This window comes from Streptomyces sp. ISL-87 (assembly GCF_018614095.1).
GTDB lineage: Bacteria > Actinomycetota > Actinomycetes > Streptomycetales > Streptomycetaceae > Streptomyces.
In genome coordinates this window covers 199,414-213,966 of the sequence record NZ_JAGGOY010000016.1, presented here as the reverse complement: position 1 = coordinate 213,966, position 14,553 = coordinate 199,414, and the positions used below count along the sequence as shown (strand labels likewise).

General features: G+C 71.8%; 11 protein-coding genes. 7 read left to right on the top strand and 4 right to left on the bottom strand.

What is annotated here, in order from left to right; translation table 11 throughout:
- Nucleotides 1-226 precede the first annotated feature (226 nt).
- The 3 genes from J7I97_RS06220 to pdhA are packed head-to-tail and all read right to left on the bottom strand — an operon-like array spanning nucleotide 227 to nucleotide 3,934.
- Nucleotides 227-1,726, bottom strand: a complete 1,500-nt coding sequence (locus tag J7I97_RS06220) for a dihydrolipoamide acetyltransferase family protein (protein ID WP_214931520.1) — start codon at nucleotides 1,724-1,726, stop codon at nucleotides 227-229.
- A 34-nt stretch (nucleotides 1,727-1,760) separates the two neighbouring features.
- The gene (locus tag J7I97_RS06215) at nucleotides 1,761-2,741 is read right to left on the bottom strand and encodes an alpha-ketoacid dehydrogenase subunit beta (protein ID WP_214931415.1); all 981 of its coding nucleotides are present in this window, start codon (nucleotides 2,739-2,741) and stop codon (nucleotides 1,761-1,763) included.
- Nucleotides 2,741-3,934, bottom strand: coding sequence for a pyruvate dehydrogenase (acetyl-transferring) E1 component subunit alpha (gene pdhA / locus J7I97_RS06210; RefSeq protein WP_214931413.1), 1,194 nt, complete (start codon nucleotides 3,932-3,934; stop codon nucleotides 2,741-2,743). Before pdhA ends, J7I97_RS06215 begins: the two co-directional genes overlap by 1 nt.
- 325 nt (nucleotides 3,935-4,259) lie before the next feature.
- Between pdhA and J7I97_RS06205 the strand changes: the two genes are divergently transcribed.
- Complete coding sequence (locus J7I97_RS06205) at nucleotides 4,260-4,922, top strand: response regulator transcription factor (protein WP_214931411.1); 663 nt, start codon at nucleotides 4,260-4,262, stop codon at nucleotides 4,920-4,922.
- Between the two features lie 85 nt (nucleotides 4,923-5,007).
- On the opposite strand, the gene J7I97_RS06200 is transcribed toward J7I97_RS06205, so the two are convergent.
- On the bottom strand, nucleotides 5,008-6,633 hold the full coding sequence (locus J7I97_RS06200; protein ID WP_214931409.1) for a protein kinase: 1,626 nt from the start codon (nucleotides 6,631-6,633) through the stop codon (nucleotides 5,008-5,010).
- A gap of 277 nt (nucleotides 6,634-6,910) precedes the next feature.
- Between J7I97_RS06200 and J7I97_RS06195 the strand changes: the two genes are divergently transcribed.
- The 6 genes from J7I97_RS06195 (at nucleotide 6,911) to J7I97_RS06170 (ending at nucleotide 14,501) form a co-directional block, all read left to right on the top strand.
- The gene (locus J7I97_RS06195) at nucleotides 6,911-8,578 is read left to right on the top strand and encodes a protein kinase (RefSeq protein ID WP_214931407.1); all 1,668 of its coding nucleotides are present in this window, start codon (nucleotides 6,911-6,913) and stop codon (nucleotides 8,576-8,578) included.
- Nucleotides 8,579-8,762: 184 nt separating this feature from the next.
- Entirely contained in the window at nucleotides 8,763-9,413 is a 651-nt protein-coding gene (locus tag J7I97_RS06190) for a hypothetical protein (protein ID WP_214931405.1), read from the top strand.
- A 121-nt stretch (nucleotides 9,414-9,534) separates the two neighbouring features.
- Nucleotides 9,535-10,260 carry a PadR family transcriptional regulator gene (locus J7I97_RS06185; RefSeq protein ID WP_214931403.1) on the top strand — a complete coding sequence of 242 codons (726 nt, stop codon included), beginning with the start codon at nucleotides 9,535-9,537 and terminating at the stop codon, nucleotides 10,258-10,260.
- Nucleotides 10,261-10,283: 23 nt separating this feature from the next.
- Nucleotides 10,284-11,018, top strand: coding sequence for an ABC transporter ATP-binding protein (locus tag J7I97_RS06180; RefSeq protein WP_214931401.1), 735 nt, complete (start codon nucleotides 10,284-10,286; stop codon nucleotides 11,016-11,018).
- Nucleotides 11,019-11,119: 101 nt separating this feature from the next.
- Nucleotides 11,120-13,882, top strand: coding sequence for an ABC transporter permease (locus J7I97_RS06175; protein ID WP_251058541.1), 2,763 nt, complete (start codon nucleotides 11,120-11,122; stop codon nucleotides 13,880-13,882).
- An 82-nt stretch (nucleotides 13,883-13,964) separates the two neighbouring features.
- Nucleotides 13,965-14,501, top strand: a complete 537-nt coding sequence (locus tag J7I97_RS06170; RefSeq protein ID WP_214931397.1) for a bacterial proteasome activator family protein — start codon at nucleotides 13,965-13,967, stop codon at nucleotides 14,499-14,501.
- Nucleotides 14,502-14,553 lie beyond the last annotated feature (52 nt).

Sequence of the window (14,553 nt, the reverse complement as noted above, 5' to 3'; positions counted from 1 at the left end):
TGCTGCGGCCGTCCCACCAGGGGTTTTCGTTCCGCCGTCGGGGTGAGGAGGGAGCGCTTCGGCGCCCGGCCGGGCATAGGGCAACGGGCGACCGGGCCAGTCCCCAGTTCCACGAGTGGATCGACACCGGCGTGATGAAGCGGGATCTGGAGCGCGCCCGGCAGACGACGGCTGACACGCCGAAGGCCCCCTCGCGGTGGTGCCGTGAGGGGGCCTCGGGTGTGGCTTACGCCCAGGTGATCAGGCGCCTCGGGTGCTCCAGGACCGCCGCGATGTCGGCGAGGAAGCGGGAGCCGAGCTCGCCGTCGATCAGGCGGTGGTCGAACGACAGCGCCAGGGTGGTGACCTGGCGTGCCTTGACCTTGCCCTTGTGGACCCACGGCTGGAGCTTGATCGCGCCGACCGCGAGGATCGCGGACTCGCCGGGGTTCAGGATGGGCGTGCCGGTGTCGACGCCGAAGACGCCGACGTTGGTGATGGTGATGGTGCCGTTCTGCATGTCGGCCGGGGAGGTCTTGCCGTCGCGGGCCGTGGCGACCAGCGCGGACAGGGCCTCCGAGAGCTCGCCCAGCGTCTTGGCGTGAGCGTCCTTGATGTTCGGGACGATCAGGCCGCGCGGGGTGGCCGCGGCGATACCCAGGTTGACGTAGTGCTTGAGCACGATCTCCTGGGCCGCCTCGTCCCAGGACGCGTTGACGTCCGGGTTGCGGCGGATGGCCACGAGCACGGCCTTGGCGATCAGGAGCAGCGGGTTGATCCGCAGACCGGCGAGGTCCGGGTCGTCCTTGAGCTCCTGGACCAGCTTCATCGTCCGGGTCACGTCGAGCGTGATGAACTCGGTGACGTGCGGGGCGGTGAAGGCCGAACCGACCATGGCCTGGGCGGTGACCTTGCGGACGCCCTTGACGGGGATCCGGGTTTCCCTGAGCTGCGCGCCCGGCGTCTGGCCTGCGGCCGGGGCGGGCGCCTGGGCCGGGGCCGGCGCCTGGGCCGGGGCCGGCGCCTGGGCCTGAGCCTCGGCCGGAGCCACAACCGTGGGCGCGGCCTGCGGGGCGATCGCCGCCGCGGCGGCCGCGTGCACGTCCTCCCGGGTCACGACCCCGCCGGCCCCGGTGGGGACCACGGCGGCCAGGTCGATGCCGAGCTCCTTGGCGAGCTTGCGCACAGGCGGCTTGGCCAGCGGGCGCTCGGCGCCCGCGTGCCCGTTGCCGTTCAGCACCGTTCCGCCGGCCGCGGCGGCCGTACCCGGCTGGGCCGGGACCGCTGCGGGGGCCTGGGCCGGGGCTGCGGCCGGCGCGGCGGGGGCAGCCTGCGCCGCCGTACCGGCAGCCTTGCGCGGGCGGCGCTTCGTAGAGGCCTGCGAGACGCCGTAGCCGACCAGAACGGGCTGGCGGGCCGCGGGGGCCGCTTCCTCCGCCTCGGCGGGAGCCGCCGCCGGAGCGGCAACCGGAGCCGCGGCAGCCGGGGCGGCGGCCGAAGCCTCCGCCTCGGCGGTGCCCGCACCGGCGTCCGTCTGGACCGAGATGATCACCTGGCCGACATCGACCGTCGTCCCCTCCTCAAAGAGGAGGGCGTGCACGACACCGTCGAACGGGATCGGCAGCTCCACGGCCGCCTTCGCCGTCTCGACCTCGCAGACGACCTGGCCGTCGGTGACGGTGTCACCCGGCTGGACGTACCACTTGAGGATCTCGGCCTCGGTGAGGCCCTCGCCCACATCGGGCATCTTGAATTCGCGGATCGTCACGGGAACGCTCTCCTCAGTACGCAAGCGAGCGGTCGACGGCGTCGAGCACCCTGTCCAGGCCCGGCAGGTACTCGTCCTCCAGGCGGGCCGGCGGGTACGGGGCGTGGAATCCGCCCACGCGCAGCACCGGCGCCTCCAGGTGGTAGAAGCACCGCTCCGTGATGCGAGCGGCGACCTCCGAGCCCACACCGAGGAACACCGGCGCCTCGTGGACGATCACGAGCCGGCGGGTCCGCTCGACCGAGGCCTGCAGACCGTCGAAGTCGATCGGGGACATCGAGCGCAGGTCCACGACCTCCACCGACTTGCCCTCCTCGGCCGCCGCGGCCGCCGCCTCCAGGCAGACCTTCACCATCGGGCCGTAGGCGGCGAGGGTGATGTCCGTACCCGTACGGGCCACACGCGAGGTGTGCAGGGCGTCCGGGATGGCCTCGACGTCGACCTCGCCCTTGTCCCAGTAGCGCCGCTTCGGCTCGAAGAAGATCACCGGGTCGTCGCTGAGGATCGCCTGCTGGAGCATCCAGTACGCGTCCGACGCGTTCGACGGGGAGACCACCTTCAGGCCCGGGACGTGCGCGAACAGCGCCTCGGGGGACTCCGAGTGGTGCTCGACCGCCCCGATGCCGCCCGCGTAGGGGATACGCACGACGACCGGCATCTTGATCTTGCCGAGGGCGCGCGCGTGCATCTTCGCGAGCTGCGTGACGATCTGGTCGTACGCGGGGAAGACGAAACCGTCGAACTGGATCTCCACGACCGGCCGGTAGCCGCGCAGGGCCAGGCCGATCGCCGTACCGACGATGCCCGACTCCGCGAGCGGGGTGTCGATGACCCGCTCCTCGCCGAAGTCCTTCTGCAGGCCGTCGGTGATGCGGAAGACACCACCCAGCTTGCCGACGTCCTCGCCCATGATCAGGACCTTCGGGTCCGTCTCCAGGGCCTTGCGCAAGGACTCGTTGAGCGCCTTGGCGATCGACATCTTCTCGACAGCCATCAGTGACCCTCCTCGAAGGACGCGAGGTAGGCGGCGAACTGGGCGCGCTCCTCGTCGACGAGCGCGTGCCCGTCCGCGTAGACGTTCTCGAAGATCGCCATGGTGTCGGGGTCGGGCATGGCGCGTACGACCTCGCGCACCCGCTTGCCCAGTGCCTCGCTCTCGGCCTCCAGGCCCTCGAAGAAGGCCTCGTCGGCGCCGCCGGTCGCCACCAGGTGGGCCTTCAGGCGCAGGATCGGGTCCTTCGCCTCCCAGGCCTGCGTCTCCTCGTCCCGCCGGTACTTCGTCGGGTCGTCGGAGGTGGTGTGCGCGCCCATGCGGTACGTGAACGCCTCGACCAGGGTCGGGCCCTCGCCGCGGCGGGCCCGGTCCAGGGCCCAGCGGGTCACGGCCAGGCAGGCCAGGACGTCGTTGCCGTCGACCCGGACGCCCGGGAAGCCGAAGCCCTGCGCGCGCTGGTAGAGCGGCACGCGCATCTGGCGCTCGGTCGGCTCGGAGATCGCCCACTGGTTGTTCTGGCAGAAGAACACCACGGGGGAGTTGTAGACCGCGGAGAAGGTGAACGCCTCCGCCACGTCGCCCTGGCTGGACGCACCGTCGCCGAAGTACGCGATGACCGCCGAGTCGGCGCCGTCCTTGGCCACACCCATCGCGTAGCCGGTCGCGTGGAGCGTCTGCGAGCCGATGACGATCGTGTAGAGGTGGAAGTTGTTGGTGTTGGGGTCCCAGCCACCGTGGTTCACACCGCGGAACATGCCGAGCAGGTTGGTCGGGTCGACCCCGCGGCACCAGGCCACACCGTGCTCGCGGTACGTCGGGAAGGCGTAGTCGTCGTCGTTCAGGGCCCGGCCGGAGCCGATCTGGGCGGCCTCCTGCCCGAGCAGCGAGGCCCACAGGCCCAGCTCGCCCTGGCGCTGGAGCGAGGTCGCCTCCCCGTCGAAACGGCGGGTCAGGACCATGTCGCGGTAGAGCCCGCGCAGGTCTTCGGTGGTGATGTCCTCGACGAAGGACCGGAACTCCGCGTTGTCCGCGGTCTCTACCCGATCCCCCTCGGGCGTCAGCAGCTGTACGAGCTGGGGCTCGGCGTTCTGCGCGGTGGCAGCGGCGGTCTTGGCGGCGCTCGCCGCGCCTGCCGCCCGCTTGGTGCCGCTGCTGCGTCGCGGCTTGCGCGCGGCAGTGCTCTCCACGGTCACGTGTGCTCCTCCGTCGGTCCGGCACCCGGGTTCTCCGGGGTCCAGTGCGGCTCACCTGAATCCGTACCCGCGCACGGGGTGGGTGCGAGCCGTGTACGGGATCCAGGCGTGACAGGTGCCCCGGCGAGTGCCCTGCACACAGCACGTTACCCAGTGCTCCGCATCACTGCGAAACCTCACTTGACCTGCGATTTTGCTTGGATTTCCAAGTAAATCCGCTGAAGTGGGAACAACCACTGGTCACAGCCTTGCAGGGGGCCGGAACAACGGCACGTTATCCCGGCCAACTGCGGCAGGGAAGGGGTGAGTGTGTGAAACCGAATCCGTGCGCGAAAACGGAAAAATCAAGGTATTCCTTCTGGACGACCATGAAGTGGTACGTCGCGGCGTGTATGAGCTCTTGTCGGTCGAAAACGACATCGAGATCGTCGGTGAAGCCGGTACCGCGACCGACGCACTGGTCCGTATTCCGGCCACCCGCCCCGACGTCGCGGTTCTCGATGTGCGCCTGCCCGACGGCAGCGGCGTGGAGGTGTGCCGAGAGGTTCGCTCACACAATGAGGACATCAAATGCCTCATGTTGACGTCCTTCGCCGACGACGAGGCCCTGTTCGACGCGATCATGGCCGGCGCCTCGGGCTACGTTCTCAAAGCGATCCGCGGCAATGAGCTGCTGAGCGCCGTACGCGACGTCGCGGCCGGCCGGTCCCTGCTCGACCCGGTGGCCACCGCCCGGGTGCTGGAGCGGCTGCGCGACGGCAACAAGGGCATGGGCGACGACCGCCTCTCCAACCTCACCGAGCAGGAGCGGAAGATCCTCGACCTGATCGGTGAGGGCCTGACCAACCGCGTCATCGGCGAGCGGCTGCACCTGGCCGAGAAGACCATCAAGAACTACGTCTCCAGCCTGCTGTCCAAGCTGGGGATGGAGCGCCGCTCCCAGGCCGCCGCGTACGTAGCCCGCGTCCAGGCGGAGAAGCGCGGCTAGCAGGGGCCACCAGTAGGGCTGTTCGACTCGGGACCGGCCGCCTCGGCACGCACTCCGACCGCGAGCACACACTCCGACCGCGCGCCTACTCGGGGTCGGCGCCGCCTCCGCCTCCGCCACCGTTGAGGCCGCCGCTCGGCGGCTCGGGGGGCACCACGGACGTGCTCGCCGTCGGCTTCGGCGACGTCGGCTTCGGCGACGTCGACTTCGAGGCCGAAGCCGTCGGCGGCGTGGCCGTGGGAGACGTCGACGGGGTGTAGCTCGGCGAGCTCTTGCTGCGGCTCGGGGTGGGCGTGAAGCTCTCCTCGAACGAGCGCGAGCTCTCCGGCGTCCGGTGCGTCGGCTCGGTGTCCGGGGTGCTCGGGGTGGACTGCGGGGTGCTCTGCTTGCTCTGCGAGGGGGACGGGGAGTTTCCGCCTCCGCCGCCGCCGTTCCCGCCGTTGCCGGCCACGTTGTTGACGGCGTAGGCCACTCCGGCCGCGATCGCGACGACCGCGAGCACCGCGAACAGCCACATCTTCCAGCGGCTGCCGCCGCGGTCGTCGTAACCTTCGTAGCCGCCGCCGTGACCACCCTGACCGCCTCCGTGGCCACCGCCACCGGGGAAGGCCGAGCCGTCGTCCGGGTTCAGCGGGGGCACTATCGGCTGCTGGAACTGATTGGTCGTGGAGTGCGAGGGGTACTGCTGCTGACCGCCGGTCCCGCCCATCGGCATCGCGTGGGTCTGGGCGGCGCCACCGCGGCCGTGCGGAAGGGCCATGGTGACCGGGCCGGTGTTCCAGGTACCGGTGTTCGGCCCCTGGTCCTGGAGCATCTGGATCGCGTACTGGACCAGCCCGCGCATCTCCTCGGCGCTCTGGAACCGGTCGTCCGGGTCCTTGGCCAGCGACCGCATGACCAGGCCGTCGAGCTCCTGCGGGATGTGGTGGCCCTCCGGCAGCTGCGAGGGCGGCACCGGGATGTCCTGCACGTGCTGGTAGACCACCGACAGCGGGGTCTCGCCGGTGAACGGGGGCCGCAGCGCGAGGAGTTCGTAGAGCAGGCAGCCGGTCGCGTACAGGTCGCTGCGGTGGTCCACGGCCTTGCCGAGGGCCTGCTCGGGCGACAGGTACTGCGGAGTGCCCATGACCATGCCGGTCTGAGTCATCGTCGACTGCGCGCCGTGCAGGGCGCGGGCGATGCCGAAGTCCATCACCTTCACCGCGCCGGTGTCGGTGATGATGACGTTGGCGGGCTTGATGTCGCGGTGCACGATGCCGTGCTGGTGCGAGTACGCGAGGGCTTCCAGCACACCCGAGACGATGATGAGCGCCTGGTCCGGGCCCGGGGCCTCGGCGCTGAGCAGCAGTTCGCGGATGGTGCGGCCCTCGACCAGCTCCATCACGATGTACGGGACGACGGTCGGGCCGACGCGGTCCTCGCCCGAGTCGTACACGGCGACGACGGCGTGGTGGTTGAGCCCGGCGACCGACTGTGCCTCACGGGTGAAGCGGGCCTTGGACACCGGGTCCTCGGCGAGGTCGGCGCGCAGCAGCTTCACCGCGACGGTGCGGCCCAGCCGTACGTCCTCGGCTGCGAACACCTCGGCCATGCCGCCGCGGCCCAGGCGGTGGGTCAGCCGGTAACGGCCGTCTCCCACGAGGCCGCCCGCGCCCCAGTGCTCAGGACCGTCGGCCATCCCGGCGCCGTTTCCCTCGGGTTCGGGTGCCATCAGTCCTCGCCGTCGTCTCTCTCGTCCCGCACTAGCGGTGGGTCCTCTTCAAGGGCCTCTTCCAGGGTCCTCTTCGGAGGCCTCTTCAGGGTCCTGTTCCGGTTCTCCGGTGAACGCTACAGCCTCGCAACCGCTCACCGTTCGGACAATGGCGCGCGGTGGCCTTGTGGTCACGGAACGGGCACCTGGCTTGACGTGTGCTTGCCCTCCGGCAGACTGGGCGCGACATGCGCTCAGCCAGACGCGTAGGGACACAGCCCGAGGGGAAGCAACAGTCATGAGCCAGGACGGCACACAGGGCCGATACGCAGGCGGCTCCCTGGCCGGTGGCCGTTACCAGCTAAGGGACTTGCTGGGTGAGGGCGGCATGGCGTCCGTCTATCTCGCCTACGACTCCGCCCTCGACCGGCAGGTCGCCATCAAGACCCTGCACAGCGAACTCGGACGCGAGGCATCCTTCCGCGAACGCTTCCGCCGCGAGGCGCAGGCTGTAGCGAAACTGTCGCACACGAACATCGTCTCGGTATTCGATACGGGTGAAGGCGACCTCGACGGTGCGCTGATGCCGTACATCGTCATGGAGTACGTCGAGGGGCAGCCGCTCGGCTCCGCACTCCAGGCGGACATCAACCAGTACGGGGCGATGCCGGCCGACAAGGCCCTGAAGGTGACGGCCGATGTGCTGGCCGCGCTGGAGACCAGCCACGAGATGGGCCTGGTCCACCGCGACATCAAGCCCGGCAACGTGATGATGACCAAGCGCGGCGTGGTCAAGGTGATGGACTTCGGCATCGCCCGGGCGATGCAGTCCGGGGTCACCTCGATGACGCAGACCGGCATGGTCGTCGGCACCCCACAGTACCTGTCGCCCGAGCAGGCGCTGGGGCGCGCCGTGGACGCGCGCTCCGACCTGTACTCGGTCGGCATCATGCTCTTCCAGCTGCTGACCGGGCGGCTGCCCTTCGAGGCGGACTCGCCGCTGGCCATCGCCTACGCGCACGTGCAGGAGGAGCCGGTCACGCCGTCCTCCATCAACCGGTCGGTGACGCCGGCGATGGACGCGCTCGTGGCGCGGGCCCTGAAGAAGAACCCGAACGAGCGCTTCCCCACGGCAGCGGCCATGCGGGACGAGGTCGCGCGGGTCATGTCGGCCGGTCAGACCGGTGCGCCGATGATCATCCAGGGCCAGGGTCCGGTGAGCAGCGGGGCGGGCGTGGGCTCGGCGGTGTTCCCGCCGGTGGACTCCGGGTTCCAGTCGCAGCAGCAGCCGCACCAGCCGTACCAGGTGCCGCACACCCCGGCGCCGGGCCCGTACGCGCCGACGCCGCCTCCGCAGACGCACGCGCAGGGCGGGTACGCGTACCCGCCGCAGCAGCAGCACACGCCGCCGCCGGTGCCGCAGCAGCACCAGCCGCAGCAGTTCGGCGCGCGGACGCCGCCGCCGTACACGATCTCGCCGAGCACCCCGGCCTCGTCCGGCTCCTCCGGCGCGGCGGGCGGCGACAAGCGGAACATGCCGGTGATCGTGGGCGCGATCGCGGTGGCGCTGCTGGCCATCGGCGGCCTGATCTGGGCGGTCGGGAACAGCGGCGAGGACAAGGACAAGAACAACCAGGCCGACCCGGGCGCGTCCACGTCCAGTTCGGCCAAGGCCGGGCACAAGGGGCCGGACCGGTCGCGCACGATCGAACCGGAGAAGTGCAAGAACGCGTCGAAGCACTACAGCGACTCGACCAAGTACTCGGCGCCGGACTTCCGCTACAAGGACATCCGGTCGGTCAAGGAGTGCCTCCAGGCGGCGGGCTGGATCTACGAGATCGTGGAGCAGGACGAGGCGGTCTACGGCGAGGACATCGTCCTCGTGCAGAACCCGGAGTCCGGCGCCAAGATCGAAAAGGAAGGCACCCGGTTCACGCTGACCGTCTCCACCGGCAACCCCCAGTAGGAGCCGACAGGAGTCGGTAGGAGTCGGTAAGAGCCGTGAGGAGTCGCCGGAAGGAGCCGTTCGCGCGGTAATTCGACATTCCTTGCATCCCGGGCGGCCCTGGCAGACCGCCCGGGATGCCGGTTTTGCCCCACCATGTGAACCTGAGCGAAACATCGGTCGCTCGGGACGGGAGGGGCAGCCCGTGACTCAACGTCTCCGTGCGCGGCGCAGGCTCGCCGTCACGATGACCGCCGTCGCGCTGACCGCCGTGGCGCTGGGCGCTGCGGTGGGCGGGAGCGCCGTCGCGCTGGGCCCCGCGGTGAGCGGGAGCGCCGTCGCGCTGGGCCCCGCGGTGAGCGGGAGCGCCGTCGCGCTGGGCCCCGCGGTGAGCGGGAGCGCCGTCGCGCTGGGCCCCGCGGTGAGCGGGAGCGCCGTCGCGGCTGCCGCCGCGGGGCCGGCCGCGACCGCCTCCGCGTCCGCCGGGGTCGTGGGCGACGTACCCGAAGAGGCCTACGAGGAGCTCGCCGGCAGTGTCGCCGGGGTCGGCCGGGACCGCCCGGGGCGGCCGGCGGCCGAGCCCGCCAACCCCGAGACCATGCTGGCCTCCCGGCCGCTGCGGCTGCGCCCGCGCCCCGAGCCCCCCGAGCCCCCCGAGCCCCCCGAGCCCGTCGCACCGCCCCCGCCGGTCGCCCCGAAGCCGTCGGGCACACCCCGCGTGACCACCGCCCTCGGCACCGGGCCGAATGACCGCGCCGCCGATCTGGCCGCCCACATACTGCCGCTCGGCACCGGATTCGCCCTGATGGGGATCGGCTTCGGCTGCATCGGGATGAGGCTGCGCAAGGGCCTGTAGGCGCGAGGCCCCGGCACATACGGCCGAACCCCTCCAGGCGGACGGAATCCGCGCGTCCCCCTCCCGATGTACGCCCCAGGACGGTTGTGAGCCGTCGGCATACTCGGTATACATACTCGGTATGTCGATCCGCCACGGCCTTCTCGCCCTGCTGGAACGGGGTCCTCGGTACGGCTCCCAGCTGCGCACCGAGTTCGAATCCCGCACCGGCTCCACCTGGCCGCTCAACGTCGGGCAGGTGTACACCACCCTCGCCCGCCTGGAACGCGACGGGCTCGTCGCCCCCGGCGGCGAGGACTCCGCCGGGCACACCCTCTACGCCATCACCGACACCGGACGCGCCGAACTGCGCGCCTGGTACGAGCGTCCCGTCGACCGCACCAACCCGCCCCGCGACGAGCTGTCCATCAAGCTCGCCATGGCCGTGGGCGCCCCTGGCGTGGACATCCGCGCCGTCATCCAGTCCCAGCGGCACTCCACGATCAGGGCGATGCAGGACTACACCCGGCTCAAGGGGCAGGCCCTCGCCGCGATCGAGCGCGGGCAGTCCCGCGAACGCGACGACCTGGCCTGGCTGCTCGTCGTCGAGCAGCTGATCTTCCAGACGGAGGCCGAGGCCCGCTGGCTCGACCACTGCGAATCCCGGCTCGTACGGCTCTCCCTGCTGGCCGACCGGAGAGCCGAGCCCAAACCACCCCAGGCCGCCGCCCACCCGGCTGCCGTCGACCCGGCCGCCACCGACCCGGCCGCCACCAACCCGGCCGCCACCAACCCGGCCGCCACCAACCCCGTAGCAGCCGCCACCGCCACCGACCGGCCCCGCACCGCCCGCACGCGGCGGGGCTGAGGACCATCCCAGGGGGACCCCTCATGCCCGACCAGCAACCCGTACTCCAGCTGGACAGACTCACCCGCGTACACGGCAGCGGCGCCACCGAGGTGCACGCCCTGCGCGGTATCGACCTCACCGTCCACCCCGGTGAACTCGTCGCCGTCATGGGCCCCTCCGGCTCCGGCAAGTCCACCCTGCTCACCCTCGCCGGCGGCCTCGACACCCCCAGCAGCGGCCGGGTCGTCGTCGAAGGCACCGACATCACCGCCGCGAGCCGCAAGGAACTGGCCGCGCTGCGCCGCCGCAGCATCGGGTACGTCTTCCAGGACTACAACCTGATCCCGGCCCTCACCGCCGCCGAGAACGTGGCCCTGCCCCGCGAACTCGACGGGATATCCGCCCGCAAGGCCCGGGGCTCGGCCCTGGCGGCCCTGGAGGAGATGGGCCTCGCCCAGCTCGCCGACCGCTTCCCCGACGAGATGTCCGGCGGCCAGCAGCAGCGCGTGGCGATCGCCCGCGCCCTGGTCGGCGACCGCCGCCTGGTCCTCGCCGACGAACCCACCGGCGCCCTCGACTCCGAGACCGGCGATTCCGTCCTCGCCCTGCTGCGCGCCCGCTGCGACGCGGGCGCCGCCGGCATCCTCGTCACGCACGAGCCGCGCTTCGCCGCCTGGGCCGACCGCGTGGTCTTCCTGCGCGACGGCACCGTGGTCGACGAGACCCTGCGCAGCCATGCCGATTCGCTGCTCTCGGGGCAGGCGGCCGGCCAGTGACCTCCTCGCTCCAAGGCTGGTACCACTCCTGGATCGCGGCCATCCGGATCGCCCGCCGCGACGCCTGGCGCGCCAAGGGCCGCAGCGCCCTCGTCCTCGCGATGATCGCCCTGCCGATCGTCGGCGTCAGCGCCGCCGACCTCACCCTGCGCAGCGCGGAGCTCTCCACCGAACAGCGGACGGACCGGGTCCTCGGTGCGGCCGACGCCCGGCTGGCGGACTCCGGGATGGGCACGGCGATCCACCAGCGCCCCGACGGCCACGGTTACGCCCCGGCGCGCGGGTTCGATTCCTACGAGCCCTCCGAGGAGGAGGATCCGAACCTGCTCCCATCCGCGCTGCCGGCCGGGGCCAAGACCTTGAAGGACAGCGTCGGCCACGCCAAGGTGCGCACCACGCACGGGCTGCTCGACACCGAGCTGCGCGAACTCGACACGCACAGCCCGCTGGTCAAGGGCCTGTTCACGCTGGACCGCGGCAGGCTCCCCGAGGCCGCGGGCGAGGCCATCGCCACCAACGCCTTCCTGGAGGACTCCGGGTTCTTCGTCGGCTCCACCGTGACCCCGCGCGGCTCGCAGACCTCGTACAGGATCGTGGGTGCGTACGAACTGCCCGACGAGCTCAAGCAGAAGCAGCTCATCGCCCCGCCCGGGAGCCTGCTCACGCCGCTCGACCGTGCGTTGGAGGCCGCCGGGAACCCCGGGGTGCACGCCGAGGACAGCTACTTCGTCAGCGTCGGCGGCGATGGTTTCACGTGGAACATGGTCAAGGAGGCCAACACCAAGGGCGTGGTCGTCACCTCCCGCGCCGTGGCGCTCGACCCGCCCTCGGACTCGGAAGTTCCGCTGTACCAGCAGCACGGGCACATGGACACCTGGGGCAGCGGCCCGGTCCTGCAGGCCACCGAACTGGCCATCCTGGCCACGGTCGTCGGCCTCGCCATGCTGGAGATCTGCCTGCTGGCCGGACCGGCCTTCGCGGTCGGTGCCCGGCGCTCGCGCCGCCAACTCGGCCTGGTCGGCGCCAACGGCGGCGACCGGCGGCACATCCGGGCCATCGTCCTCTCCGGCGGCCTGGTCATCGGCGCCGCGTCCGCGGTCATCGGCACCGTCATCGGCGTGGCGCTCACCGTCGCGCTCCGGCCGGTGCTGGAGGAGCAGATCGGCAGCCGCTTCGGCGACTTCGACGTCCGCCCGCTGGAACTCCTCGGGATCGGGCTGCTCGCCGTGGTGACCGGCCTGCTGGCCGCCGTCGTCCCGGCGGTCACCGCCTCGCGGCAGACCGTGCTGGCCTCACTCACCGGCCGCCGCGGGGTCCGCCGGGCCAACCGGATCCTGCCCGTCGTCGGCCTCGCCGCCATCGGCGCGGGGGCCGCCATCGCCCTCTACGGCACGGTCTCCGAGCTGGGCTCCGTGGTCGTCGCGGCCGGCAGCTCCCTCGCCGAGCTGGGCATCGTCGCCCTAACCCCGGTGCTGGTCGGCCTGTTCGGCCGGGCCGGGCGGTGGCTGCCGCTGTCCCCGCGGCTCGCGCTGCGCGACGCCGTGCGCAACCGGGGGCGTACGGCCCCCGCCGTGGCCGCCGTACTGGCCGCCGTCGCCGGCACCGTCGCGGTGGCCACGTACCAGCACAGCAAGGACCTCCAGGACCGGCACGAGTACGTCTTCTCCCTGCCGCGCGGCAGCGGGCTGGCGGAGGTCACCGAGAACTCCGGCTACCGGGACGTCCCCGCCGTGCGCGAGGCCCTGGCCAAGGAGTTCCCGCTGGCCGTACGGGCCGACGTGGAGCGGCTCGTCGTGGGCAAGCCGGGCTGCGACACGTACTCCGACGAGCCGGGCTGCGGGCGGGCCGAGATCCTCGTCCCGAAGGACCAGCGCTGCCCGCTCTTCGAGGCGGCGGACGGCCCCAACTCCTTTCCGCTCGCCGAGCAGAAGGCGCTGCGCGACGACTGGCGGTGCAAGGAGGACCAGCGCGGCATCGGCAAACAGTTCGAGACGGTGGTCGCCGACGAGAAGCTGCTCACCGTGCTGGCCGTCACCGATCCGGGCGCGGTGTCCGCGCTGAAGGCGGGCAAGGCCGTCTCCCTCGACAGGCGGAACTGGAAGGACGGCAAGGTCACCGTCCGGGTGATCGCCGACGCGAAGGCCGCCAACGCCGTGTCGGCGCCGGGGCAGGACCCGCCCGGCGAGGACAAGGTCTTCGCCGCCTACCGGGCACCCGAGGGAACCGAGGCCTACGGCCTGAAGCTGGTGCTGCCAGCCGGGGCCGCCAAGTCGGCGGGGCTGGTCACCGCGCCGTTCGGCTCGTACTTCACCCTCGACGGGACGGCGAGCTCGCAGCAGCGGCAGAAGCTGGACGGGGCGCTCGACGGGATGGGCGTGGACGCCAACGTCCGCATCGAGGAGGGCTACCAGGGCGCCGGCGGCCTGGCCGTGCTCGCCCTGACCGTCTTCGCGGGCCTGGTCACCATCGGTGCGGCCGGCATCGCCACCGGGCTGGCCCAGGCCGATGCCGAGGCCGACCTGAAGACCCTCGCGGCGGTCGGGGCGGCCCCGCGGGTGCGGCGGACGCTGAGCGGCTTCCAGTGCGGGGTGGTGGCCCTGATGGGCGTCGTCCTGGGCTCTGCGGCCGGGGTGCTGCCCGCGGTGGGGCTGCGGCTCACGGAGCGGCGGGAGGTGACCTCGCTCTACCGGTCGGCCATCGGCTCCGGCTTCGGGGCGGAATCGGGCACCGCCCCCTACGTGCCGATCGCGGTGCCGTGGGAAACGCTGGGCGGACTGCTGATCGTGGTCCCGCTGGGCGCGGCCCTGCTGGCGGCCCTGGTGACGAGGTCGAGCGGCGCCCTGGCCCGCCGGGCGGCGGGGTAATCCCCGGGCCCCCGTACAGGGTGGATCACGCCTGTACGGGGGCACACCGTGTGAGGACGGAGGTGTGCGAGAGAATGGCGGCATGGAGATGCCGAGGAGTGAACGGTCGCAGGACAGTCCCCCGCACGTCCTGATCGTCGGACAGGACGGGTTGACGGTCGGCGGCGCCGATGACGAGTCGCGCGAGGTCCCGGTGACGGAGATGGTCGAACAGCCTGCCAAGGTCATGCGGATCGGCAGCATGATCAAGCAACTCCTGGAAGAGGTACGTGCCGCTCCTCTCGACGAGGCGAGCCGGGTCCGGCTCAAGGACATCCACGCCGCGTCGGTGAAGGAGCTGGAGGACGGCCTCGCCCCGGAGTTGGTCGAAGAACTGGAACGCCTTTCCCTGCCCTTCACCGAGGAGGCCATTCCCTCGGAGGCCGAACTGCGCATCGCGCAGGCCCAGTTGGTGGGCTGGCTGGAGGGACTCTTCCACGGCATCCAGACGGCCCTGTTCGCGCAGCAGATGGCGGCGCGGGCCCAACTGGAACAGATGCGCCGCGCCCTCCCCCCGGGCGCGCCCTCCGACGACGAAGACGGCGGCCACGGCGCGATCCGCTCCGGCCCGTACCTCTAACCCCGCCCCATCCCAGGGCCCGGACCGCACCCCGCGCTCCGGGCCCGCCGCG